The sequence below is a fragment of the Herbiconiux sp. SALV-R1 genome (genome assembly GCF_013113715.1).
Classification (GTDB): domain Bacteria; phylum Actinomycetota; class Actinomycetes; order Actinomycetales; family Microbacteriaceae; genus Herbiconiux.
The window spans coordinates 445,384-468,973 of the sequence record NZ_CP053344.1 but is presented as its reverse complement, the minus strand read 5'-3'; the positions used below and the strand labels follow the sequence as shown (position 1 = coordinate 468,973).

The following is a 23,590-nucleotide window of genomic DNA, read 5'->3' as shown; positions in this document are numbered from 1 at the left end:
CATGAACCGCCTCGAGGGCAAAGTCGCCATCGTCACCGGAGCCGGCCGGGGCATCGGCCGCTCCATCGCCGAGAGCTTCGCCGAGGAGGGGGCGACGGTCATCGCGACCGGTCGTGCCGCATCCGACACCTCCTTCCCCGAGGGGGTCGAGTACCACCAGCTCGACGTCTCCCGCGAGGAGGACTGGCAGCGGGTCGTCGCCGACGTCATCGCCGCGCACGGTCACGTCGACGTGCTGGCGAACAACGCCGGCATCATCGCCTACGAGACCCTCCACGACCTCACGGTCGACGACTGGAACACGGTGGTGGCCGTGAACCAGACCGGCACCTGGCTGGGGATGCGGGAGGTGGTGCCGCACATGATCGCGCAGGGCGGCGGCTCCATCATCAACATCTCGTCGATCTGGGGCTCGGTGGCGGTGTCGGGCGCTCACGCCTACCACGCCACCAAGGGCGCGGTGCGGAACATGTCGAAGAGCGCGGCCATCACCTACGCGAAGGAGAACGTGCGGGTGAACTCGGTGCATCCCGGGTTCATCGAGACGCCGCTCACCGACGCGCAGGCGCCGGAGATCAACGACTACGTGGTGTCGATGACGCCCATGGGCCGCGCCGGGAAGCCGAGGGAGATCGCCAACGGCATCGTCTTCCTCGCCTCCGACGAGGCCAGCTTCGTCACCGGCTCGGAGCTGGTGATCGACGGAGGGTACCTCGCGCAATGACCGTCTACGACGCGATCGCGCCCGACGCTTCGTCGGCGCCAGTCACGGGCACCGGCTCGACGGCCCCGGCTTCGGCCGGGGTCGGCGGGCCCGTGCTCGAGCTGCAGGGCATCGTCAAGACCTTCCCGGGCGTGCGCGCCCTCACCGACGTCACCCTCGAGGTGCTCGCCGGTGAGGTGCACGCCCTCGTGGGCGAGAACGGCGCCGGCAAGTCGACCCTCATGGCGGTCGCCTCCGGCGCCCTCGCCCCCGACTCGGGCACCGTCACGATCGCCGGCACCGAGCTCGCGAGCGCGTCGCCCGACGCCGCGCGCGAGCTCGGTCTCGGCATCGTGCGGCAAGACCCCGCACTGCTACCCGACCTCACCGTCGCCGAGAACATGGCGGTGGGCGTCGGCTACCGGCGCGTCGGCGGTCTCCGCCGGGCCGTCGCCTGGTCGCAGAAGCGCCTCGACCCGTGGGGCATGGGCATCGACGCGAAGACCCGGGTCGCCGACCTCTCGGTCGAGCAGCGGTTCATCGTCGAGATCGCCAAGGCGCTCGCGCTCGACCCCAAGGTGCTCATCCTCGACGAACCCACCGAGCACCTCTCGCTCGACGAAGTGCAGAAGCTGTTCGTCAAGGTGCGCGAGCTCGCCGCGGCCGGCACCGCCATCGTCTACATCTCCCACCGCATCCCGGAGGTCAAGCAGATCTCCGACCGCATCACGGTGCTCCGCGACGGCCAGGTGCGCGGCACCTTCCCGGCCTCCGAGGTCAACGAGCAGCAGATCGTGGAGCGGGTCGTCGGGCGCAAGCTCGAGACCGTGTTCCCCGAGAAGAGCGACCCCGAGGTGGTCGCGCGCTCCGCGTCGCAGCTCACGGTGAAGGGGCTGCGCGGCGACGACTTCCACGACGTCGACTTCACCGTCGCCGCGGGCGAGATCATCGGGCTCGCCGGGGTGCAGGGCAACGGTCAGGCCGCGCTCATCCGGGCGCTGGCCGGGCTCGAGCCCACCTCGGGCACGATCGAGGTCGCCGGGCGGCCCGTGTCGAACGGCTCCAACGCCGCCGCCGCGTCGGCCGGCGTCGTCTACGTTCCCGCCGACCGGCACGGCGAGGGCGTGTTCCTCCCGCTCTCGGTGGGCGACAACATCTCGGCGAAGACGCTGCCCCAGGTGTCGCGCGGCGGCATGGTGAGCGAGCGCAAGGTGCTCGCGGTGGCGGCCGAGCAGATCCGTCGTCTCGCCATCAAGACCCCGTCGGCCCGCACGCCCATCCAGTCGCTCTCGGGCGGCAATCAGCAGAAGGCCGTGCTGGCCCGCACCCTGCTGTCGAAGCCCGCCGTGCTGCTCGCCGAGGAGCCGACCCAGGGCGTCGACGCCGGCGCGCGCGTCGACATCTACCGCATCCTGCGTGACGCGGCCGATGCGGGCGCTGCCGTCGTCATCCTCTCCTCCGACGGCGTGGAGCTCGAAGGGCTCTGCGACCGCGTGCTCATCATGTCGCGCGGGCAGGTGGTGCAGGAGCTCGTCGGCGACGAGGTCTCGGAGGCCGCGATCGCGCGGGCGGCGCTCACCTCGACGACCGTGCGCGAGCGCACCGACAGCGACAAGGCGGCGAAGGGCGTGAAGCTGCGCCGCTTCCTGCGCGGCGACCAGTCGCCCGCGGCGGTGCTGGGCGCGATCTTCCTGCTGCTCGGGGTGGTCGTCGCCGCCACGAACCCCGCCTACCTCGGCGCGTTCAACATCAACAACCTGCTCTTCATGGCGGCGCCCCTGCTCTTCGTCGGCGCCGCGCAGCAGGTGGTGGTGCTCGGATCGGGCTTCGACCTCTCGGTCGGCCCGCTCATGGGCCTCCTCGTCGTGCTCGCCTCCTACTGGATCGTCGACGGCGGCAACCTCTACGTCGGCATCGCGCTCATGGTGGTGGGTGCCATCGGAACCGGGGTGGTGAACGGCTTCCTCGTCACGAGGTTCGCCATCAACCCCGTGGTGGTCACGCTCGCCATGTACATGGCGCTGCAGGGCATCTACCTCACGCTGCGGTCGACCCCCGGCGGCATCATCTTCGGGCCGGTGGCCGACCAGATCCAGGGACGCATCGGCATCGTGCCGGTCGTCACCATCGTCGCCGTCGTGGTGCTGCTCGTGCTCGAGTTCGCGCTGCGCCGCACCCGCTGGGGTGTGGAGCTGCGCGGTGTCGGCTCGCGCGTCGACGCGGCGGCCCGGCTCGGCATCAAGGTGAAGCGCACGCAGTTCCTCTCCTACGTGCTGTGCTCGTTCCTCGTGCTGCCCGCGGCCGTCATCATGATGGCGCAGATCGGCATCGGCGACGGGCGGCCCTCGCTGTCGTACACGCTCTCCTCCGTCACCGTTGTGGTGCTCGCGGGCGCCTCCATCTTCGGCGGGCGCGGCTCGTTCATCGGGGTGCTCGCCGCCGCGTTCCTCGTGCAGCAGGTGCTCAACGTGTCGCCGTTCCTCGGGCTCTCGCAGGCCTGGTCGTACTGGCTGCCCGGGCTCATCACGCTCGCCGCCGCCGTGCTCTACGCGCAGCTGCGCCGCTCACGGCGCCGCCGCCTCCGGGCGCCCATCGCGGGCACCACCTCCACCTCGTCCATCGCCGCCATCCCCGGGAGGAACTCATGACCGACTTCACCGGACAAGCCGGGTCGCTGTGGCGACGGATGCTCTCCGGCAGCTGGGTGGGCATCACCGTGGCGACAGTGCTGCTGTTCGCACTCTCGCCCGTGATCGCACCCGGGTCGCTGGCACCGGCACCTCTTCTCAGCATGCTGCCGTTCGCATCCGTGTTGGCCATCGTGGCCGCGGGGCAGACGCTGGTGGTGCAGCAGCGCGGGCTCGACCTGTCGATCCCCGGCATGATCGCCCTCGCCGCGGTGCTCTCGACCGGGCTGCCGCAGAACTACGGGTGGCCGCTGTGGGCGGCGGTGATCGCGGGAATCGTCGGGCCGGGCATCGTCGGCATCGTGAACGGCGTGCTGGTCACCGTGTTCAAGGTGATGCCGCTCGTGGTGACCCTCGGCATGAACGCGGTGCTGCTCGGCACGGTGTTCTTCATCGCGAACGGCACGCCCTCGGGCGCCCCCGCCGAGCTCAACGGGTTCGCGCTCGACCGCACTCTCGGGGTGCCGAACACGCTGCTCATCGCGATCGTCGTGGTGGTGCTGGCCGGGCTGGTGACCCAGAAGTCGATCATCGGGCGCCGCCTCACCGCGGTGGGCGTGAGCGAGCGGGCGGCGGCGGCGCTCGGCATCCGGGTGAACATGTACCAGATGTTCGCGTACGGCTTCGCGGGCCTCGCCTACGGTGCGGGCGGCGTGCTGCTCGCCGGGTACACGAAGACACCCGCTCTCTTCCTCGGCGACTCGTACCTGCTGCCGACGGTCGCGGCGGTCGTGCTCGGCGGCACGGCGCTCACGGGCGGCATCGCGAGCGTGATCGCCACGGGCATCGCCGCGCTCTTCCTCACCCAGCTCGGGCAGCTGCTGCGGTCGCTCGGGTGGCAGGACGCGCTGCAGCTCATCGCCCAGTCGGTCGTGCTCATCGCGGTCGTGCTGCTGCGCGAGCTCGTGCCGGTGGTCGTGCGCCGCTCCCGCTCCCGCCGCGAGCGCCCCGACCCCCGCACCCCGGCCCCTGTGGGCGCGTCGGCCGGGTAATCTCGTCGATCGATGGTTTGCGAGCTTTCTTCACCTATGCTAGGCTGACCGAGTACGACGGCAGGCAGGATCTGCTCGTCACTAGTCCGAGGGCCCCGCACAGTGCGGGGCCCTCGAAGTGTTTCCAGGTTGAACATGCCACAACGTCTCATCTCACAACTCCACCCGGCACGTCTCGCCTCGTACGCCGAGCACAGCCCCGCGGCGGTACCAACTGCCGGGTCCGTCGCAGCCTTATACGTGTGGCACGTGGCTCTCTGCTCCGCCTGGTATGAGACGTTGGCCTACACAGAAGCGCTGCTGAGAAACGTGGTCGATTCGCAACTCCGGCGCTGGAACGTGCGCCAGGAGGCTGGAGAGGACTGGCTCTCACACCCTGCGTCCCCGCTCACCGGTCTTGTTCGTCGAGCATCGAGTCAGTGCACATCCCGCGCACAGCACGCAGCTCTTCGACGGCCGCCGACACACCCGCGCCATGCCGCTCCGGTCAGCTTGGACGACAAGGTCTCGCAGCTCGAGCTGGGGAGCATCAGCGCGCTCTTCCCACTCGTTCCTCCGTCTGACCGCACGCTGAACAGCACAGGTCGTACGGGACGGGAGAATCTGTGGTGCCACGCTTTGGCGAAAGGCTTCCCCTCGCTCGACGAGCGCCTCCTCGTCAGCTGGAGCGGGTGGTTTCCGGCGTCCCTGCCCGCTGAGGTGCAGGGGGGATATGCGATCGGTCACGCGGTCGAGCGGCTTCGGAGGCTACGCGACAGGATCAGCCACCATGAACCGATACTCGGCGTGAATCACCGCGACCGGTTGAAAGACGTATCGATGCTGGCGCGCTGCGTCGACCTCGGCGCCGCGCACGACCTGCGGAACCTCGATCGAGTACGTCGCACTCTCGCTCTTCGGCCTCGCTGAGCGGCGCTGACAAGAACCCCGGCGGCGCCGATTTCTGGCGCATGGGAGGGGCCCGACGCAGGATGGACTCATGAAGAGCTTCACCCTCCCCGGAACCGACATCACCGTCCCCAACATCGTGCTCGGCCTCATGCGCATCGCCGACAAGAGCGACGACGAGGTGCGCGAGCTGGTGCACACCGCCCGCGACGCCGGCATCGACTTCGTCGACCACGCCGACGTGTACGGCAACCCCGTGCTGCACGGCTGCGAGCGCCGCTTCGCCGAGGCGATGCAGCTCACGCCCGCCGAGCGCGACGCCATCACCATCCAGACCAAGGCGGGCATCGTGCCCGACGGCCCCTACTTCGACTTCTCCTACGAGCACCTCATCGAGTCGGTCGAGGGCTCGCTCGAGGCGCTGCAGACCGACCGCATCGACATCCTGCTGCTGCACCGCCCCGACGCGCTGGTCGAGCCCGACGAGGTCGCCCGCGCCTTCGACGAGCTGCACGAGTCGGGCAAGGTGCGCGCCTTCGGCGTCTCGAACCACACCCCGCGGCAGATCGAGCTGCTGAAGCGCTCGGTGCGCCAGCCCATCGTCGCCAATCAGCTGCAGCTCTCGATCACCCACTCGCCGATCATCGCCCAGGGCGTCTCGTCGAACATGGCGGGCGCCGAGCAGTCGATCACGCTCGACGGCGGCGGGATCCTCGACTACTGCCGCCTCAACGACATCACCGTGCAGGCGTGGTCGCCGTTCCAGGCGGGCTTCTTCGACGGTGTCTTCCTCGACGCCGAGCGCTTCCCCGAGCTCAACGCGGTCATCGACCGCCTCGCCGCGAAGTACGACGTGCCGCCCATCGCCATCGCCACCGCGTGGATCACCCGCCACCCCGCCCAGATGCAGGTCGTTCTGGGCACCACCACCCCGCAGCGGGTGACGGATGCGGCCCAGGGCTCCGACATCCCCCTCGAGCGCTCCGAGTGGTACGAGCTCTTCCGCACCGCGGGGCACATCGTCCCGTAAGGGGTCAGTCGGCGGCGCCCTCGGGGTCGATCACCTCGGGGTCGCCGCCCGGCCGCACCGCAGCGTCGTCGCGCACGTCGATGCGCTTGTTCCCGTCGGCCGTCTCCGTCACGTCGATGCGCGGCGCCGCATCCTCCTCGGTCGCGTTCGGCGCCGACGTCAGCTGATCGTGCCGCTTCTTCTCGAAGTCCTCGTCGCTCATGGCGCTCCTCCCGTTGTCTGCGCCCGATGACGCCTTCTCCCATCCTCGTCTCGTCTCGCCCGCCCGCAAGGCCCCTTCGCGCGCCCGAGGACGCGCCCGGGTGGTGTGATCGCAAGGCGGAGGAGGAGTCGATAGCGGCGCTCTCGGCGACGATGACAACGCCGCGAGCGCGCCGCCCGGGCGCGTCCTCACGCCGTCATGCGGTAGGCCTTCATCTTGCGGTAGACCGTGGCGCGGGACAGCCCGAGGATCTCGGCGGCCTTCGAGCGGTTGCCGTCGGCCTCGTGCAGCGCCTTGCGGATGGCCTCGAGCTCGACCCGCTCGATCATCGACAGCGCCCGGGCCCCCTGCATCGAGGCGGGCAGGTCGGCGGGCAGCACCGCGCCGCGCTTGCCGGTGAGGGCGAGCTGCTCGAGCACCCCGCGCAGCTCCTTGAGGTTGCCCGGCCACGCGTACCCCTGCAGCAGCTCGAGCGCGTCGGAGCGGAGCTCCAGCCCCGCCCCGTGCGCCACCTGCTCCGCGAACACGTGCCACAGCGCCGGGATGTCGGCGGTGCGCTCCCGCAGCGGCGGCACCCACAGCGAACTCATGCCGAGCCGCGCCGCCACCCCCTCCGCCTCCTCGGGCGAGGCGGCCGCGAGCGTCAGCAGCACCGGCCCCCGCCCCGTGCTGCTCTCCACCAGCGACCGCACCCCGTCGACCGTGTGCGGGTCGAGCGTCTCGATGCCCCGCACGATGACGGGCGCCGAGGCGGTGAGCTTCTCCGAGAGCTTCTGCAGCCACTTGCGTGAGCCGACGACGTGGCGCTCCGCAGCATCCGTCACCAGCCCCTGAGCCACCGCGGTTCCGGGCCGGAACGGCAGCCCGAGGGCGAGCGAGGTGCGCCCCGTGCCCGGCTCGCCGGCGATCACGAGCGGGCGACGGGCCTCGCGATGCCGCGCGACCTGGTGCACGACCTGCAGCCACTCCGGCGTGCGCCCCACGAGCTGCGGGCGCGCGGGCCCGATGCTCGTGGTCGCCGTGCGCCGGTCGCGCTCGAGCGCGACCACGACACCGGCGTCGTCGCCGAGCGCCGTCACCTGCAGCTCGACTGTACCCGTCGAGAGCTCGAGCGCGAGCCGGCCCGACCGCCGCTCCCCTGCGCAGTGCTGCTGAATGAGGTTGAGGTCGGCGACCGTGAGCCGCCCCGCCTTTTGGCTCTGCATCACGAGACCCTGCGGCCCGAAGGCCAGCACCGGCCCCGTGTGGGCGCGCACCGTCTCGAGGAAGCTGGAGAACATCATCCGTGCCGCCGGCTGCTCCACGTCGAGCACCTGCTGCTCGAGCTGCATCGTCACCGATGTCACGAGCGGCCGCAGCAGGCCGCTGCGCTCCGAGAGGTCGCTCGACACGGTGACGACCGCGAGCAGCTTGCCGGTGATCGGATGCCGCACCGGCGACCCCGTGCACACCGCCTGGCTGTAGAAATCGGCGAAGTGCTCGGCGCCCGAGATCTGCACGCTGCGACCCGTGGCCGCCACGGTGCCGACGCCATTCGTGCCCACCACGTCTTCGGCGAGCACCGCTCCGCGCACGGTGCCGAGGCGGTCGAGGTGGTCGAGCGCGTTGTGGTCGTGCGACCAGCGCTGCAGGATGCGGCCCTGCGAGTCGGCGAGCAGCAGGCCCATGCCGGTGCCGTCGAGGTCGTCGGAGACGCGGGCGAGCGGGGCCTGGAACATGTCGAGCAGGTGGGCGTCGAGCAGTTCGTCGGAGACGCGGGGCACGTCGCGGATGTTGGCGGGAACGCCGATGGCGTCTTTCGAGCGCTGCCACGACTTGAGCAGTTCGGGGTTGAGCGTCTTGGTGAGGGCGTCTGCGGCGAGGAAGTCGTCTTTGACTTTCTGCACGCGGTTCGGGTCGAACGGGATTGGCACGATGAACTCCTAGGTTCTGCCCGCGCGCTCGTACGACGCGGTTTGCCTCGTCGTCGAGATCGCAGGACCGATATGGTGCGTGCACACCGGGTGGGTGAATCGTAACGTCATCATCACGGCTCGTCGGTCGGAGGTCAAGTCACGATCAGATCGCGATCTCCGACACCTCCTCGGTGTGCTGCAGGCGCTTGGTGTACTCCAGCACGGCGAGCTCGCCGGCCAGCTGGATGTGGTGCTCCGAGGCCCGGCGGGCCGCCGCCGGGTCGCGGGTGACGGCGAGCTCGCGGACGATCTGGCGCAGCTCCTCCATCGAGATCGCCACACGGTGCTCGTCGACGAACGCGTAGCGGCGGAACAGCCCGATGCGCGTGTGCACCCCGCGCAACTGGCTCTCGAGCACGGCGTTGCCGGCGCCTTCGAGCAGGAGCGAGTAGAACTCCTCCTTGCTCTCCTCGCGGGTCTCGACCGTGCCGTGCAGGTACCGCGACTCCATCGACTCGATGAGGGCGCGCATCCGTGCCGCCTGCTCGACGCTCGCGTCGCGGGCGAACAGCTCGGCGGCGAGCCCCTCGAGCGCGGCGCGCACCTGGTAGAGGGCCTGGATGTCGTGCTTCTCGAGCACGGTCACGATCGGGCCGCGACCGGGCAGCATGGTGATGAGGCTCTCGGTCTCGAGCTGCCGGAGCGCTTCGCGCACCACCGTGCGGGAGACGCCGTAGCTGTCGCAGAGCGCGTTCTCGAGCAGGCGGTCGCCGGGGGCGAGCACCCCCTCGAGGATGTCTTCGCGCAGCATCCGAACCACCTGCAGACGCAGGGGTGCGGCGTGACGCTCGATCTTCGCGCTCGGCATCCGATCTCCCTCGATCTCAATCTGACACACTCGACCCCGGGGGCCGTATTCGGATCTTATCGTAATACGAGATTATCCGAAGGGACGGAATCAATGACGACTCTCACCACCGAGCCGGCGACGGATGCGACGGGCGCGACGAACACGACGGATGCGCGCACCGGCTCCACGCGCGCCTCGGCCCAGCTGCGGGGGCACACGATCCCCACGGGCCTCTACCTCGACGGCGACTGGCTGCCCGTCGAATCGACGTTCGAGGTGATCGACCCGGCCACCGGTGGTGTGATCGCGCAGGTGGCCGACGGCACCGCATCCGACGCCCTCGCGGCACTCGACGCCGCCGACCGGGCGCAAGACGCCTGGCGGCACGTCGCTCCGCGCGACCGCGCCAACCTCTTCCACCGCGCCTACGCGGTGCTCATGTCGCGGGCCGACGCCATCGTCGAGACGATGACGCTCGAGAGCGGCAAGCCGCTGGCCGAGGCGCGCGGCGAGTTCCAGCTCTCGACCGACTTCTTCCTCTGGTACGCCGAGCAGGTCGCGCACCTGCACGGCACCTACGCCGAGGGGTCGCGCGGCGGCTACCGGGTCGTCACCACGCACCAGCCCGTCGGGCCGTCGCTGCTCATCACACCGTGGAACTTTCCGCTGCTCATGATCGCGCGCAAGGCGGGGGCCGCGCTCGGCGCCGGATGCACGGTCGTGGTGAAGTCGGCGAAGGAGACGCCGCTCACCTGCGCCCTCTTCGTCGAGGCGCTGCACGACGCGGGCTTCCCGCCCGGGGTCGTGAACCTCGTGCACACCACCCGCTCGGCCGACGTCTCGGCGGCGGTGATGGCGGATGCGCGGCTCCGCAAGGTGAGCTTCACCGGGTCGACCGGGGTCGGCAGCACCCTGCTGAAGCAGGCGGCACCCGGCATCGTGAACGCGTCGATGGAACTCGGCGGCGACGGGCCGTTCGTCGTGCTCGACGACGCCGACGTGGAGCTCGCGGCGCAGCAGGCGATCCTGTGCAAGTTCCGCAACGCGGGGCAGGCATGCGTGGCGGCGAACCGCATCATCGTGCACAGCGCGGTGGCGGAGGAGTTCACGCGGCGCTTCGTCGAGCTGACCCGCGAGCTGACCGTGGGTGACGGCTTCACGGAGGGGGTCGACGTGGGGCCGATCATCTCGGCGAAGCAGCGCGACGGGGTGGCCTCTCTGGTGGCGGCTCTGAGCGACATCGATTCCGAGCTGCTCACCGGAGGCTCACCGCTCGACCGCGAGGGCTACTTCTTCGAGCCCACCGTGTTCAAGATCAACGACCGCGACAACGACGTGTGCAACCAGGAGCTGTTCGCCCCCATCGCCACGATCTACACGGTCGACTCCACCGCCGAGGCCATCCGGGTCGCCAACGACACGAGCTACGGGCTCGCCGCTTACGTCTTCACACGCGACCTGTCGCGGGCGATCGCGGTGAGCGAGCGGCTCGACTCTGGCATGGTGGGCATCAACCGCGGCATCATGGCCGATCCTGCGGCGGCTTTCGGCGGCGTGAAGTCCTCCGGCCTCGGGCGCGAGGGCGGGCACGACGCCATCTACGAGTTCCTCGAACCGAAATACCTCGCCATCACCGTCGATGAGAGCAAAGGACTGGACTGAATCATGAGCACGACCACCGCATCCGGGACCTCGGCGGCCGACGCCGCGCCTGCCGCCGGGCCCGACGCCGCGCCCGCCGCCAGCCCCTCGTCGACCTCGCCGGTGGGGCCTGCCCTGGGCATCCTGCGTCAACCGAAGACCGTGCTCTTCGGCCCGGGCCAGCGCCGGCAGCTGCCCTACATCGTGCGGGCCATCGCGAAGCACCTGCTGGTGACGACGGATGCGCGCATGGCCACCACGCCCGAGTTCCTCGAGATCATCGCTGCGATCGAGGCGGTCGGGGTGCAGGTGTCGATCTACGCCGAGGCGGAGCCCGATCTGCCCCGCGAAGACGTCGTCGCGGTGGTGGAGCGCTTCGGGCACACCGAGGTCGACGCCATCCTCGGCATCGGCGGCGGCTCCTGCATGGATCTCGCCAAGGTCGTCTCCATCGTGCTCGCGAACGGCGGAGACGTGCGCGACTACTACGGCGAGTTCCTGGTGCCGGGCCCCGGGGTGCCGGTCGTCACGGTGCCCACGACGGGTGGCACGGGTGCCGAGGTGACGTGCATCTCGGTGGTGTTCGACAAGGATCGCGGCATGAAGATCGGGGTGGCGAGCCCGTTCCTCGAGGCGCACACCGCCGTCATCGACCCCGAGCTCACCGTGAGCTGCCCACCCGGGCTCACCGCGGCGACCGGGGCGGATGCGCTCTCCCACCTCGTCGAGGCGTTCACCGGGCGGGTGAAGAACCCGAGCCCCGACGACCTCGACACGAAGCTCTACGCGGGCAAGAACCGGTTGACGGATGTGTTCGCACGGCAGGGTCTCGAGTTGTTGAACACCTCGCTCGAGGCCGTGGTCGCCGACCCGTCAGACCTCGCCGCGCGCTCGGACACGATGCTCGCGGCGTACTGCGCCGGCATGTCGATCAACACGGCGGGCACGGCGGGGGCGCACGCGGTGCAGGGCGCGATCGGCAATCTCACGCACACGCCGCACGGGTTCGGCATCAGCGCGCTGCTGCCGTCGATCATGCGCTTCAACCTGCCCGAGCGGGTGGCGGAGTTCGCCGAGATCGGGCGCATCCTCGGGGTCGCCGACCCCGCATCGCCGCTGGTGGAGCAGGCGCACGCCGGCATCCTGCGCATCGAGGCGCTGCTCGAAGCGCTCGGCGCCCCGCTCGACCTGAAGACGCTCGGGTTGTCGCCCGACGATTTCGGCTTCGTCGCCGACCAGGCCCTCCTCGCCACCCGCCTCACCGCCAACAACCCCCGCGACCTCACCCGCGACGACGTCCTCACCATCCTCGAACACGCCTACGCCGCCGACCGCACCTGGTGGACGGTGTGACCCCGCCCCCCTCGTCGTCCCCGGCTCCCGCCTCTGCGGTGCCCGCGCCGGCGCCGACTTCCGCCTCCGCGGAGCCCGCGCCGGCGATGGATGCGCGTGGTGGTCGGGAGCGGGTGGTCGCGATCGCGGGGGCCGGGTCGATCGGGGTGGCGTTCGCGGTGCTGTTCGCGGGGGCAGGGTTCGCGGTGCGGGTGTGGGATGCGTTTCCCGAGGCGTTCGAGCGGGCTCGCGGGGAGCTCGCCGAGCGGCTCGAGCTGCTGGCCACCCACGGGCTGCTCGGCGACCAGTCTCCCCGCACGATCGCCGACCGCGTCTCGTTCGAGGCCGATCTGGGGACAGCGGTCGCCGACGTCGAGCTTGTGCAGGAGTGTGCTCCGGAGCGGTTGGAGCTGAAGCGGGAGCTGTTCGCATCCGTCGCGGAGGCGGCCCCCGCATCCGCTGTGCTGGCGAGTTCGAGCTCGGCGATCGTGCCGAGCAGCATCGCGGGCGACGACCCGGCGCTGGCGGCGCGGGTGATCGTCGCGCACCCGGGCAACCCGCCGTACCTGCTCTCGGTGATCGAGCTCGTGCCCACCCCCGCGACCGACCCCGAGCTACTCGAGCGCGCCGCCGAGCTCTACCGCGCCGCCGGGCTGCGGCCCGTGTTCGTGCGCAAAGAGGTGGAGGGGTTCCTCTTCAACCGGTTGCAGGGCGCGGTGCTGCGCGAGGCGTACGCGCTCGTGCGCGACGGCGTGGCGACGGTCGACGACATCGACGAGGTGGTGCGCAGCGGCCTCGGCCGCCGCTGGAGCTTCATCGGACCCTTCGAGACCGTCGACCTCAACACCCGCGGCGGCCTCGAGTCGCACGCCGAGAAGATGGGCCCCGCCTACGAACGCATGGGCGCCGAACGCGGCCAGCACGACCCCTGGACCCCCGACCTCGTCGCCACCGCCGTCGCCCAGCGCCGCGCCGCCCTCCCCCTCGAGTCGTGGCCCGACCGAGTCCGCTGGCGCGACGAACAACTCATGCGCCTCAAACCCCTCTGGGACACCATGCGCTGACCCCTGCGCGCCCCGCCCGCCGTCGCGCCAGCGACGCCGGGGGCGGGGCCGCGGAGCGGCACCCACCCCGGCGGGCCGCGAACTCAGTCGCCCTTCACGTTGACGAGCTGGCGGAGGCGGTGGCGGATGGTGACGAGGTCGGCGGCGTCGGCCATGATCTGGTCGATCGGCTTGTACGCCGCCGGGATCTCATCGAGGAACGCGTCGGTGTCGCGGTACTCGATGCCCGCCATCGCCTCCCGCAACTGTTCGTGAGTGAACGTCTTGCGGGCGGCGCTCCTCGAGTACTCACGCCCCGCGCCGTGCGGCGAGGAGTGCAGCGCCGCCGCGTTGCCGAGCCCCTCCACCACGTACGACGCCGTACCCATCGATCCGGGAATGAGCCCGAGCTCACCGGCCCGCGCCGAGATCGCACCCTTCCTCGACAGCCACACGCTCTTGCCCCAGTGGGTTTCCTTCTGGGTGAAGTTGTGGTGGCAGTTGATGCGCTCCTCCTCGATGACGGATGCGCCCATCCAGTCACCGAACTGGCGGGCAACGCGGTCCATCATCTCCTCGCGGTTGAGCAGCGCGTAGTGCTGCGCCCACCGCAGTTCGGCGATGTACCGGTCGAACTCGGGCGTGCCCTCGACGAGGTAGGCGAGGTCGGGGTCGGGCAGCTCGATCCACCATTTCGCCATCGCCTTCTGGGCGACCTTGATGTGGCGCTGCGCGATGCGGTTGCCGACGCCGCGGCTACCGGAGTGCAGGAACAGCCACAGCCGATCCGACTCGTCGACGCTCACCTCGATGAAGTGGTTGCCGCTGCCGAGCGTGCCGAGCTGCTCGCGCCACCGGCCGAGCGCCTGGGCGGGGTCGAAGCCCGCCTCCTCGGCGAGCGCCTCGAGCTCCGCGACTCGCGGCTGGGCGGTGGCGACGATGCGGTTGTTGTGCGCGCCGGCCGAGACGGGGATGGCCCGCTCGATCTGCTCACGCAGCACCCGCAGCTCCCGCCCCTCGCCGCTGGCGTCGTCGAGGCGGAACTTGGTGCGCACGGCGATCATGCCGCATCCGATGTCGACGCCCACCGCCGCGGGCATCACGGCCCCGAGGGTGGGGATGACCGACCCGACGGTCGCCCCGAGCCCGAGGTGGGCGTCGGGCATCAGCGCGACGTGCGGGAACACGAACGGCATCGTCGAGGTAGTGCGCGCCTGCGCTTCGGCCTTCGCATCGAGGATGCTGGCCCAGCTGAGCAGGCGCGTGGAGATCTCTTTCATCATCTTTCTATCTGTGTGGAATCCAACGGATGGGGGCACCCGGGGATTCGACACGTCACCGCCACGAGGGGTGGGGAGACGACGAACGCCCCGGGATCCTCACGGTCTCGGGGCGTGTAAAGACGGCCGCGTTACGCGAGGTGCTGGAGAGGGTTCAGTTCTCGGAGCTGCTTCTGCTGCTCGGTCGAACGAACGCCGGAGGAACGGGTGCTGAGACGGCGCAGATAGCTCACGGCTCAGTCCTCTCCAGGTCAACGGGGTGTCGTGTGCCGGCCGGGGGTGGCCGGGCTGTGCAACACTAGTCGGCCTCGCACCGCCTGTCCAACACGATTCGACCGCGGGCTGCGCGCCTACGGGCCACGACCGCCCGCCAGCGGTGCCAGGGCAGCTCGGCTGGCCAGTGGGTGAACACGGTGCGGAAGCCGCGCGCGAAGCGGCGCCGCAGCGACGCGGCATCGGTGAGCGGGCGGTGCGAGATCCGCACCGTGATGCCGGGCGCGTACGCCACGCCGACGAGCCGCCCGAGGTGGAACGACAGGTCGAGGTCGTCGTGCAGCTCGGCGTCGCCGCGGTGCACCGCGAACCGCACCGCCTCCCACGCCGTGCGCCGCATCGCGAGATTCGACCCGAACAGAGGCGGATGCCCGAGCGCCGGCCCCAGCGCCACGTGGTACGCCGCGAGGTACGCCGCCGCGCCGACGCGGCGCAGCCCCCACGGGCCACCTGAGAACTCGGCACCGCCCGTCACCGCGCCCACCGCCGGGCGCGAGGCGACGGCCCGCGCGACCTCCCTCACCCACCCCGGCCCCGGGATGCTGTCGGCGTCGAGCCGCGCGATCACCTCGCCGACGGCCGCGTCGTACCCGGCCGCCGCCGCGGCCGGGATGCCGGGCCGCTCCTCCCGCACGAGCCGCGCACCGCCCGCGGCGGCGACCGCCGCCGTCGCGGCGCCGCCGTCGCTCGACCCGTTGTCGACGACGACCACCTCGAGCGGCGTCACCGCCTGCCGCCCGAGCGCCGCCAGGCACACCCGCAACCGCTCCGCGTCGTCCTTCACCGGGATCACCACCGACACCGTCGGCAGAACCCCGATCACTCCGCCCGTCCCGACGAGCCGCGACCGGCACGCCCGTCGCCGTGCGGTCGCCGCGACCGTCGCACAAGCCCCCAGACGGATGCGGTGGCCGGCACTCCGGTCATGCCCAGTGCGACGGTGATCGCCTTCGTGCCCATGCGGTCTCCTCCACCTCGGTGCCTGTGCCCACGCTCGGCCGGTGGAGGCGCATGCGCTCGGGGGTTGACACGGCGGGCGGTTCGCCGCGCTCGCGGCACGGCGCATCCGGGCGGGGGCGGCGGCGGCCTCGCGCGTGTACGCCTCGGCGGGCGGGGTGTCCAGCCCCTCGCCGGCCTGATGCGCATCCGTAGGTTCGCGAGTGTGCGAGCTGCGGCGGGGAGCACCCCGTCGGGCAGAGACGACAGAGCAAGAGAATCGGAGCGAGACGTGTTCTTCCACAAGCAGGAGATGCAGTTCAAGGCGACACCGACGAAGCCGGATGCGGTGTTCGCGAGGCGCTTCCAAGAGGTGCTCGGCGGTCAGTACGGAGAGATCACCGTCGCCATGCAGTACGGGTTCCAGGCCTGGAATGCTCACGAGCCGGGCAAGTACCGAGACCTCCTGTTCGGCATCGGCGCCGAGGAGTTCGGGCACGTCGAGATGATCGCGGTGATGATCGCGCAGCTGCTCGAGAAGGCGCCCGTGGAGCAGTCGGAGGCGGCGATCGCCGCCGACCCCGTGCTGGGCGCCGTGATCGGGGGCACCGACGTGCAGTCGGCGATCGTGGCCGGAGCGGGTGTGCGGCCGGTCGACAGCAACGGCAACCCGTGGCAGGGGTCGTACGTCACCGCGAGCGGCAACCTGCTCGCCGACTTCACGGCGAACGCCAACGCCGAGATGCAGGGCCGGCTGCAGGTGGCCCGCCTCTACAACATGACCGACGACCACGGAGTGCGCGACCTGCTGTCGTTCCTGCTCGCCCGCGACACGATGCACCAGAACCAGTGGATCGCCGCCGCCGCCGAGCTGCGCGCCGAGGGGAAGGAAGACCTGCCCGTGCCGAGCAACTTCCCGCTGTCGCAGGAGCAGCGCGACGTGGCGTACCAGTACATCAACCTCTCCGACGGGCAGGCCGCAGCCGAAGGAAGCTGGGCCTCGGGCCCCACGCCCGACGGCAAGGGCGAGTTCAGCTACCTCGACGGGCCGCAGAACACGGTGCCGATGCCGCCGCCGACGCAGCCCGACCCGCGCTTCTTCGGCACCGATGCCAAGCCGAACATCGTCGACAAGGCCGCGGGCGTCATCAAAGACAAGCTGAGCACGAAGTAGGGGGCGCGAGATGACTGCCGCACGCGACATCATGACCCCCGACCCGCAGTGCGCCGGGGTCGGTCAGACCGTGGCCGAGGCCGCCATGCTGATGCGCGACCTCGACGTGGGGGCACTCCCCATCTGCGGTGACGACGGCAGGCTGGCCGGCATGATCACCGACCGCGACATCGTGGTGAGGGTGGTGGCCGAGGGGCGCGACCCCGGCGCCACCACGGTGGGCGAGCTCGCCGACGGCAAGCCGGTGACCGTCGGCGCCGACGACGACGTGCGGGAGGCGCCCCGGGTGATGCAGGAGTATCAGGTGCGCCGGCTGCCGGTGATCGACGGGCACGAGCTCGTCGGCATCATCAGTCAGGCCGACGTCGCCCTCTCCCTCTCCGCCGCCGAGACGGGCGAGACCGTGGAGGAGATCTCGGAGGCCTGAGCAGGTGAGGCGCCGGCGGCGGGCGGAGGAGCCGCCGCCGGCGCAGCCGAGCTCGACCGCACGACGAGCGACACCCCGAGCCCGGCGGCGGCGAGCGCCTCCGGCGCCCCGCCCTCGCGCTCCCCCAGCACGCCGAGCACCGCCTCCATCGCCGCCCGCCCGAGCACGGTGAAGTCCTGCCGCACGGTGGTGAGCGGCGGCGAGAAGAACGCCGCCTCGGGGATGTCGTCGAAGCCCACGACGCTGAGGTCGTCGGGAACCCGCAGCCCCGCCTCGGTGTAGGCCCTGATGAGGCCGAGCGCCATCTGGTCATTCGCCACGAACACCGCCGTCGCCGACCCCTCCGACGCGAGCCGCACGCCGTGGGCGTACCCGCTCGCCGGAGTCCAGTCGCCGATGAGCGGCTCGCGGCTCACCAGGCCGTGGGCGGCGAGGCCGCCGAACCATCCGCGCATCCGTTCCGCAGCATCCATCGACCCCGCCGGGCCCGCGATGTGCCTGATGTCGCGGTGCCCGAGCCCCACCAGGTGGTCGACGGCGGCGCGCGCCCCCGCGTACTGGTCGAGCGCGACGCGGTGCGGCGCCCCGCGGTCTTCTGACGACACGGCCACCACCGGCACCCCGAGGTCGACCCCGGTGATGCCCTCCACCGCCGCCCGCTCCTGCACGATGAGCACGATCGCCTCGACGTTCTGCCGCACCAGCAGCTCGGCCGCACTGCGCACGTGCGCCGCATCCGCCTCGAGGAGGCCGGCGGTGATGACGGCGTAGCGCGCATCCCTCGCCGTCTCGTTGAAGTGCAGCGCCGTCGACGAGGGCCCGAAGTCGGCCGACCCGGTGGTGATGAGCCCGATGGTGCGCGAGCGCCTCGTCACCATGGCGCGCGCCGCGGGCGAGGGCACGTAGCGCAGCTGACGGATGGCGTTCTCGACGCGTTGCCGGGTGGCCGGCCGCACGTTCGGCAGGTCGTTGAGCACCCGCGACACCGTCTGGTGCGAGACCCCCGCGAGGCGCGCCACATCGAAGATCGTGGCGGCTCGCGCCTTGTCGTCTTCAGTCACGGAGGGTCCTCATCGGCGCGGGGTGGGCGCGGTGTCGGCGCGGGATGGCGCGTCTGGGCGCGGGGTGGGCGCGTCTTCGTATTATCGCGGGCCTTTCGCTCACCGTCGCCGCGCCGTGAGCACCTTCTGCAGAATGATGAAGACGAGGAGCAGCGCCCCGATGAAGATCTTGGTCCACCACGACGAGAGCGTTCCCTCGAAGGTGATGATGGTCTGGATCACCCCGAGCACCAGCACCCCGAGCACCGACCCGAGCACGAACCCGTAGCCGCCCGTGAGCAGCGTGCCGCCGATGACGACAGCCGCGATGGCGTCGAGCTCGGTGCCGATGGCCGTGAGCGGGTAGCCCGAGAGCGTGTAGAAGGAGAACAGCACGCCCGCGAGGCCGGAGCAGAAGCCGCTCACCACGTAGACGATCACCTTGGTGCGCGCCACCGGCAGCCCCATCAGCATGCCCGACTGCTCGCTGCCGCCGATGGCGTAGACGGTGCGGCCGAAGCGCGTGAAGCCGAGCACCCACACGGCGACGACCACGACGACGAGGGCGATCACGACGCTCGGCGTGATGCTGAGCCCGCCGCCGAGCGGGATGCGCGTCACGGCGAGCGCCACGAACGCGGGCTCGGTGATCGAGATCGAGTCTTTCGAGATGACGTAGCAGAGGCCCCGGGCGAGGAACATGGCGGCGAGGGTCGCGATGAACGGCTGCACCTTGAAGATGTGGATCATGAGCCCCACGAGCAGCCCCAGCACACTCGTCAGCACCAGGATGAGCGGGATCACCGCCCCGGGCGACCACCCGGTCTGCAGCAGACTCGCCGCGATCATCGTCGACAGCGCCACCACGGCTCCCACCGAGAGGTCGATGCCCCCGGTGAGGATGACGAAGGTCATGCCGACGGCGAGCACGATGAGGTAGGAGTTGTCGACGAACAGGTTGAGGAACACCTGCCCCGAGAAGAACCCCTTGTAGCGGATGCCGCCCGCCACGAACACCGCGACGAACAGCACGGCGGTGACGAGCACCGGGCCCGACTTGGGGCTCGTGAGCAGGTCGCGCACGCGGTCGAGCGGGCGGCGGGGGGAACGGATGCCGCTGCGCCCCGCGGGCGCACCGGTGGTGGGTCGTTCAAGGGTCGACGTCACGATGCTGCTGCTTCCTTGACTCGGGCGCTTCGCGCGGCGACGCGCTGACGCATCCGCGCGAACGCGGCATTGGTGGCGGGCGACTGGAGGAGGCACACGGCGGTGACCACGGCGGCCTTGAACACCATGGTGATGATGGGAGGGATGCCCACCGTGTAGACCGTGGTGACGAGGGTCTGGATGACGAGCGCCCCGATCAGCGTGCCCGCGAGCGAGTAGCGGCCCCCGGCGAGCGAGGTGCCGCCGATCACCACCGCGAGGATGGCGTCGAGCTCGATGAACAGGCCGGTGTTGTTCGCATCCGCCGCCGTCTGGTTGGCGGTGAGGATGAGGCCGGCGATGCCGGCCGACAGCGCGCAGAAGGTGTACACGGTGAACAGCAGGCCGCGCGCCCGCACGCCGGCCTGGCGGCTGGCCTCGGGGTTGATGCCGACCGACTCGATGAGCATGCCGAGCGCGGTGCGCCGGGTGAGCAGCGCGGCGAGCGCGAAGATGCCTGCGCCGATGACCACAGCGACGGGCAGCCCGAACCAGAAGCCCGAGCCGAGCGCCTTGAACGGCGCGCTGTCGACGGTGAGGATCTGCCCCTCGGTGATGAGCATGGCCACGCCTCGCCCCGCCGTCATGAGGATGAGGGTGGCGATGATGGGCTGGATGCCGATCACCGACACCAGGAACCCGTTCCAGACGCCCAGCACGAGTGCGATCAGCAGGGCCACCACGACGGCGACGGCGACTGTGCCGAAGGAGCCGGGGTCGGAGGAGCCGAGGAGGATCGAGCAGGCGACGGCTCCCGAGATGGCGGCGACGGCGCCGACCGAGAGGTCGATGCCCCTCGTCGCGATGACGAGCGTCATGCCCACCGCGATGATGAGCGTCGGCGCGCCGTTGCGCAGGATGTCGATGACCGAGCCGAACAGGTGCCCGTCTTTCACGGTGATGGTGAGGAAGCCGGGGAAGGCGATGACGTTGATCGCCACCAGCACGAGCAGCATGACGACCGGCCAGAACAGCCGGCTCGACACGATGCGGAGGAGGAGGGCGTTCATCGTGGGTCTCCCGTGGTCTGGAGGGGCGGGGTGGTGGTCTTGCCTGCGGTGGCCGGGGGCGCATCCGTGGCATCGTCGGCGACGGAGTCCCCTGCGACGGGGTCGTCGGCCACCGAGCCGTCGGCGATGAGCGCGAGCAGGGCGTCGACGGTGATGCCGTCGTTCTCGATGTCGGCGACGAGGCGCCGGTCGCGCAGCACGGCCACACGGTGCGACAGTCGCAGCACCTCTTCCAGCTCGGCCGAAATGAACACCACGCTCATGCCGTTCTCGGCGAGCGTGTAGATGAGCTTCTGGATCTCGGCCTTGGCCCCGATATCGATGCCGCGCGTGGGCTCGTCGAGGATGAGCAGCCGGGGTGCGATCGCCAGCCAGCGCGCGAGGAGCACCTTCTGCTGGTTGCCCCCGGAGAGGTTCCGCACGAGCGCGTCGGCGTTGGCGGGGCGGATGTTGAGGGCCTGGATGTAGCTCTGGGCGAGCTCCTCCTGCCGCTTCTTCGGGATGGGCCGGAACCAGCCGCGGTCGGCCTGCAGTGCGAGCACGATGTTGTCGCGCACGGTGAGCTCATTGATGATGCCCTCGCCGCGCCGGTCTTCGGAGGAGTAGGCGATGCGGCGGCCGATGGCCTGGCGAGGCGTACGCAGCTTCGTGCCGGAGCCGGTGATCTCGAGGCGCCCGCTGTCGGAGCGGTCGATGCCGCCGAGGATGCGCGCGAGCTCGGTGCGCCCGGAGCCGAGGAGGCCGGCGAGGCCGACGACCTCGCCCTCCCCGATCACGAGGTCGAACGGTTCGATCGCGCCCTTCCGCCCCAACCCCTCGGCGCGCACGAAGTCGGCGGGCCGGTCGGCCTCCACCACGCCCTCCGCCGTGTGGGAGCGGCGCCCGATCTCGTCGAGGACGGTGAGCTCCTTGCCGATCATCTTCTGCACGAGGTCGATGCGCAGCAGTTCCTCGGTGAGGTACTCCCCCACCAGTCGCCCGTTGCGGAGCACCGTGAGCCGGTCGGTGATCTCGTAGATCTGATCGAGGAAGTGCGAGACGAAGAGGATGGCGACGCCGGAGTCGCGGAGCGAGCGGATGACCCGGAACAGCTCGGCCACCTCGTCGGCGTCGAGGCTCGACGTGGGCTCGTCGAGAATGAGCACCTTCGCGTCGATGTCGATGGCCCGGGCGATGGCCACGAGCTGCTGCACGGCGAGCGAGTGCGAGCCGAGCAGCGACCCGGGCTCGATGTCGAGGCCGAGGCCCTCGAGCAGCACCGCGGCCCGGCGGCGCATCGCGCGCCCGTCGATCGAGCCGAAGCGGCGGGGCTCGCGCCCGAGCAGGATGTTCTCGGCCACCGAGAGGTTCGGCAGCAGGTTCACCTCCTGATACACGGTGGCGATGCCGGCGGCCTGCGCGGCGGCGGGCCCGCTGAACGACACGGGCTGCCCGTCGACGACGATGGAGCCGCTGTCGATCTGGTACACCCCCGTGAGGGCCTTGATGATGGTGGACTTGCCGGCGCCGTTCTCTCCCATGAGCGAGTGCACCTCGCCGGGGAACATGCGGAAGTCGACGCCGTCGAGCGCCTTCACACCGGGGAACGAGATCGAGATTCCGGTCATCTCGACGACGGGTGCGGTCATGGTTCTCTCTTCTTCGAGGGAAGGGCTTGTTCGAGGGAAGGGGGTGCTGCGTGTCTGGTGGGTCTTGCAGGGGGTGACGGATGCGCGGAGTGCACCGCGCATCCGTCACCTGATGCTGCTAGTACTGCCGGTCGGGCAGGGCCGCCGTGGCCTGCTCCTGGTCGAAGGTGGTCTCCTCCGTGATGATGCGCTTCTCGGGGGTCTCACCGTTGTTGATCTGCTCGACGATGTCGACGAGCTGCTTGCCGAGCAGCGGCGAGCACTCCACGATGAAGTTGATCTTGCCATCGGCGAGCGCCTGCATGCCGTCTTTCACCGCGTCGACGCTGACGATCTTGATGTCTTCGCCGGGCTTCAGGCCCGCCGCTTCGATCGCCTCGATGGCGCCGAGGGCCATGTCGTCGTTGTGGGCGTAGATGAGGTCGACGTCGGGGTTCGACTTCAGCAGCGCCTCGGTGACCTGCTTGCCGCCGGCGCGGGTGAAGTCGCCGGTCTGGCTGGCGACGATCTCGAACTTGTCGTCGCCGCCGATGACGTCGGCGAAGCCCTCGGCGCGGTCGATGGCGGGGGCGGCGCCCGTGGTGCCCTCGAGCTGGATGATCTTCACCGGGTCGGTGGAGTCCTTGTACTCCTCGACCACCCAGTCGCCCGCCTTCTTGCCCTCTTCGACGAAGTCGGAGCCGAGGAAGCTGACGTAGAGCGAGTCGTCTTGCGAGTCGACGGCACGGTCGGTGAGCACCACCGGGATGTTCGCGGCCTTGGCCTCGTTGAGCACGGCGTCCCACCCGGTCTCGACGACGGGCGAGAACGCGATGACGTCGACACCTTGCTGGATGTAGGAGCGGATGGCCTTGATCTGGTTCTCCTGCTTCTGCTGCGCGTCGGAGAACTTGAGCTCGATGCCGGCGTCTTTGAACGCCGACTGGATGTCGGTGGTGTTGGCGGTGCGCCAGCCGCTCTCGGCGCCCACCTGGGCGAAACCGACGACGAGCTCGTCGACGGGCTTGGGGCCGTCGGAGCCCGCGGTGCCGGCGTCTCCCCCGCCGGCGCAGCCCGCGAGGGTGAGGAGCATGGCCCCGGCCGCCGCGAGTCCGATGAACTTCTTCTTCATCGTGATGAACCTCTCTGTTCAACCTCCCGGCCGCTTCGGTGCTGCGTCTGGTGCCGGGTGCGGCAACCACGTCGGTGCCGCTGGGGCAGAAGCTTGACACAAAATGTGAGCCTTCACAATCGCGAATTCTCGCGGATGTTCGTTACCGGATTGGTACTAGCGCTCGCCCCGCGGTGGCCCTAATGTGAACGCTAATATTGCGCGGCCGGTCGGGATCGGAGGTGAATGGCATCCGCGCCGGG

Annotated in this window: 21 protein-coding genes; 10 read left to right on the top strand and 11 right to left on the bottom strand. The window is 70.4% G+C overall.

Annotated elements, in window-relative coordinates:
• Position 1 precedes the first annotated feature (1 nt).
• From HL652_RS02360 to HL652_RS02340, 5 genes are all read left to right on the top strand, one after another.
• Positions 2-724, top strand: a complete 723-nt coding sequence (locus tag HL652_RS02360) for an SDR family NAD(P)-dependent oxidoreductase (RefSeq protein WP_171703813.1) — start codon at positions 2-4, stop codon at positions 722-724.
• Positions 721-3,351: an ATP-binding cassette domain-containing protein gene (locus HL652_RS02355; RefSeq protein WP_171703812.1), complete on the top strand. Its 2,631-nt coding sequence runs from the start codon at positions 721-723 to the stop codon at positions 3,349-3,351. The genes HL652_RS02360 and HL652_RS02355 overlap by 4 nt, the downstream gene beginning before the upstream one ends.
• Positions 3,348-4,382 carry an ABC transporter permease gene (locus HL652_RS02350; RefSeq protein ID WP_171703811.1) on the top strand — a complete coding sequence of 345 codons (1,035 nt, stop codon included), beginning with the start codon at positions 3,348-3,350 and terminating at the stop codon, positions 4,380-4,382. The genes HL652_RS02355 and HL652_RS02350 overlap by 4 nt, the downstream gene beginning before the upstream one ends.
• Positions 4,383-4,874: 492 nt before the next feature.
• Entirely contained in the window at positions 4,875-5,291 is a 417-nt protein-coding gene (locus tag HL652_RS02345; RefSeq protein WP_171703810.1) for a hypothetical protein, read from the top strand.
• Positions 5,292-5,361: 70 nt separating this feature from the next.
• Positions 5,362-6,300, top strand: a complete 939-nt coding sequence (locus HL652_RS02340; protein WP_171703809.1) for an aldo/keto reductase — start codon at positions 5,362-5,364, stop codon at positions 6,298-6,300.
• Positions 6,301-6,304: 4 nt separating this feature from the next.
• On the opposite strand, the gene HL652_RS02335 is transcribed toward HL652_RS02340, so the two are convergent.
• The 3 genes from HL652_RS02335 to HL652_RS02325 all read right to left on the bottom strand — a co-directional run bounded on the left by HL652_RS02335 (position 6,305) and on the right by HL652_RS02325 (position 9,265).
• Positions 6,305-6,502 (bottom strand): multidrug transporter, encoded by a 198-nt coding sequence (locus tag HL652_RS02335; protein ID WP_171703808.1) that lies wholly within the window; start codon positions 6,500-6,502, stop codon positions 6,305-6,307.
• A 188-nt stretch (positions 6,503-6,690) separates the two neighbouring features.
• Entirely contained in the window at positions 6,691-8,415 is a 1,725-nt protein-coding gene (locus HL652_RS02330; protein WP_216603971.1) for a sigma-54-dependent Fis family transcriptional regulator, read from the bottom strand.
• 145 nt (positions 8,416-8,560) lie between these two features.
• Complete coding sequence (locus HL652_RS02325; protein WP_171703807.1) at positions 8,561-9,265, bottom strand: GntR family transcriptional regulator; 705 nt, start codon at positions 9,263-9,265, stop codon at positions 8,561-8,563.
• A gap of 93 nt (positions 9,266-9,358) precedes the next feature.
• Here HL652_RS02325 and HL652_RS02320 point away from each other — a divergent pair, with 93 nt between their 5' ends.
• The 3 genes from HL652_RS02320 to HL652_RS02310 are packed head-to-tail and all read left to right on the top strand — an operon-like array spanning position 9,359 to position 13,284.
• Entirely contained in the window at positions 9,359-10,909 is a 1,551-nt protein-coding gene (locus HL652_RS02320) for an NAD-dependent succinate-semialdehyde dehydrogenase (RefSeq protein WP_171703806.1), read from the top strand.
• Between the two features lie 3 nt (positions 10,910-10,912).
• Positions 10,913-12,241 carry an iron-containing alcohol dehydrogenase gene (locus HL652_RS02315; RefSeq protein WP_171703805.1) on the top strand — a complete coding sequence of 443 codons (1,329 nt, stop codon included), beginning with the start codon at positions 10,913-10,915 and terminating at the stop codon, positions 12,239-12,241.
• Entirely contained in the window at positions 12,238-13,284 is a 1,047-nt protein-coding gene (locus HL652_RS02310; RefSeq protein WP_216603970.1) for a 3-hydroxyacyl-CoA dehydrogenase, read from the top strand. The genes HL652_RS02315 and HL652_RS02310 overlap by 4 nt, the downstream gene beginning before the upstream one ends.
• Positions 13,285-13,367: 83 nt before the next feature.
• On the opposite strand, the gene HL652_RS02305 is transcribed toward HL652_RS02310, so the two are convergent.
• The 3 genes from HL652_RS02305 to HL652_RS21610 all read right to left on the bottom strand — a co-directional run bounded on the left by HL652_RS02305 (position 13,368) and on the right by HL652_RS21610 (position 15,776).
• Positions 13,368-14,543: an RtcB family protein gene (locus HL652_RS02305; RefSeq protein WP_171707134.1), complete on the bottom strand. Its 1,176-nt coding sequence runs from the start codon at positions 14,541-14,543 to the stop codon at positions 13,368-13,370.
• A 298-nt stretch (positions 14,544-14,841) separates the two neighbouring features.
• Positions 14,842-15,639: a glycosyltransferase family 2 protein gene (locus HL652_RS02300; protein WP_253743603.1), complete on the bottom strand. Its 798-nt coding sequence runs from the start codon at positions 15,637-15,639 to the stop codon at positions 14,842-14,844.
• The gene (locus tag HL652_RS21610; protein ID WP_253743601.1) at positions 15,636-15,776 is read right to left on the bottom strand and encodes a hypothetical protein; all 141 of its coding nucleotides are present in this window, start codon (positions 15,774-15,776) and stop codon (positions 15,636-15,638) included. The genes HL652_RS02300 and HL652_RS21610 overlap by 4 nt, the downstream gene beginning before the upstream one ends.
• 268 nt (positions 15,777-16,044) lie before the next feature.
• On the opposite strand from HL652_RS21610, the gene HL652_RS02295 reads away from it, so the two are divergent.
• Positions 16,045-16,926, top strand: coding sequence for a manganese catalase (locus tag HL652_RS02295; RefSeq protein WP_171703803.1), 882 nt, complete (start codon positions 16,045-16,047; stop codon positions 16,924-16,926).
• Between the two features lie 10 nt (positions 16,927-16,936).
• Positions 16,937-17,353 (top strand): CBS domain-containing protein, encoded by a 417-nt coding sequence (locus tag HL652_RS02290; protein ID WP_171703802.1) that lies wholly within the window; start codon positions 16,937-16,939, stop codon positions 17,351-17,353.
• On the opposite strand, the gene HL652_RS02285 is transcribed toward HL652_RS02290, so the two are convergent.
• The 5 genes from HL652_RS02285 to HL652_RS02265 form a co-directional block, all read right to left on the bottom strand.
• Entirely contained in the window at positions 17,281-18,414 is a 1,134-nt protein-coding gene (locus tag HL652_RS02285; RefSeq protein ID WP_171703801.1) for a LacI family DNA-binding transcriptional regulator, read from the bottom strand. The genes HL652_RS02290 and HL652_RS02285 overlap by 73 nt on opposite strands.
• A gap of 99 nt (positions 18,415-18,513) precedes the next feature.
• Entirely contained in the window at positions 18,514-19,560 is a 1,047-nt protein-coding gene (yjfF, locus tag HL652_RS02280) for a galactofuranose ABC transporter, permease protein YjfF (protein WP_253743599.1), read from the bottom strand.
• A complete protein-coding gene (locus HL652_RS02275; protein ID WP_171703800.1) occupies positions 19,557-20,609 on the bottom strand; it encodes an ABC transporter permease in 1,053 nt (350 codons plus the stop codon). Before HL652_RS02275 ends, yjfF begins: the two co-directional genes overlap by 4 nt.
• Entirely contained in the window at positions 20,606-22,237 is a 1,632-nt protein-coding gene (locus HL652_RS02270) for a sugar ABC transporter ATP-binding protein (RefSeq protein WP_171703799.1), read from the bottom strand. Before HL652_RS02270 ends, HL652_RS02275 begins: the two co-directional genes overlap by 4 nt.
• Positions 22,238-22,355: 118 nt before the next feature.
• Positions 22,356-23,348 (bottom strand): ABC transporter substrate-binding protein, encoded by a 993-nt coding sequence (locus HL652_RS02265; protein WP_171703798.1) that lies wholly within the window; start codon positions 23,346-23,348, stop codon positions 22,356-22,358.
• Positions 23,349-23,590: the final 242 nt, after the last annotated feature.

Excerpts from the sequence above, each read along its gene's own strand:
- HL652_RS02325 (WP_171703807.1), bottom strand. The coding sequence starts at position 9,265 with ATGCCGAGCGCGAAGATCGAGCGTCACGCCGCACCCCTGCGTCTGCAG.
- HL652_RS02315 (WP_171703805.1), top strand. The coding sequence starts at position 10,913 with ATGAGCACGACCACCGCATCCGGGACCTCGGCGGCCGACGCCGCGCCT.
- HL652_RS02340 (WP_171703809.1), top strand. The coding sequence starts at position 5,362 with ATGAAGAGCTTCACCCTCCCCGGAACCGACATCACCGTCCCCAACATC.
- HL652_RS02355 (WP_171703812.1), top strand. The coding sequence starts at position 721 with ATGACCGTCTACGACGCGATCGCGCCCGACGCTTCGTCGGCGCCAGTC.
- HL652_RS02335 (WP_171703808.1), bottom strand. The coding sequence starts at position 6,502 with ATGAGCGACGAGGACTTCGAGAAGAAGCGGCACGATCAGCTGACGTCG.
- HL652_RS02270 (WP_171703799.1), bottom strand. The coding sequence starts at position 22,237 with ATGACCGCACCCGTCGTCGAGATGACCGGAATCTCGATCTCGTTCCCC.
- HL652_RS02320 (WP_171703806.1), top strand. The coding sequence starts at position 9,359 with ATGACGACTCTCACCACCGAGCCGGCGACGGATGCGACGGGCGCGACG.
- HL652_RS02265 (WP_171703798.1), bottom strand. The coding sequence starts at position 23,348 with ATGAAGAAGAAGTTCATCGGACTCGCGGCGGCCGGGGCCATGCTCCTC.
- HL652_RS02290 (WP_171703802.1), top strand. The coding sequence starts at position 16,937 with ATGACTGCCGCACGCGACATCATGACCCCCGACCCGCAGTGCGCCGGG.
- HL652_RS21610 (WP_253743601.1), bottom strand. The coding sequence starts at position 15,776 with ATGGGCACGAAGGCGATCACCGTCGCACTGGGCATGACCGGAGTGCCG.
- HL652_RS02350 (WP_171703811.1), top strand. The coding sequence starts at position 3,348 with ATGACCGACTTCACCGGACAAGCCGGGTCGCTGTGGCGACGGATGCTC.
- HL652_RS02275 (WP_171703800.1), bottom strand. The coding sequence starts at position 20,609 with ATGAACGCCCTCCTCCTCCGCATCGTGTCGAGCCGGCTGTTCTGGCCG.
- HL652_RS02360 (WP_171703813.1), top strand. The coding sequence starts at position 2 with ATGAACCGCCTCGAGGGCAAAGTCGCCATCGTCACCGGAGCCGGCCGG.
- HL652_RS02305 (WP_171707134.1), bottom strand. The coding sequence starts at position 14,543 with ATGAAAGAGATCTCCACGCGCCTGCTCAGCTGGGCCAGCATCCTCGAT.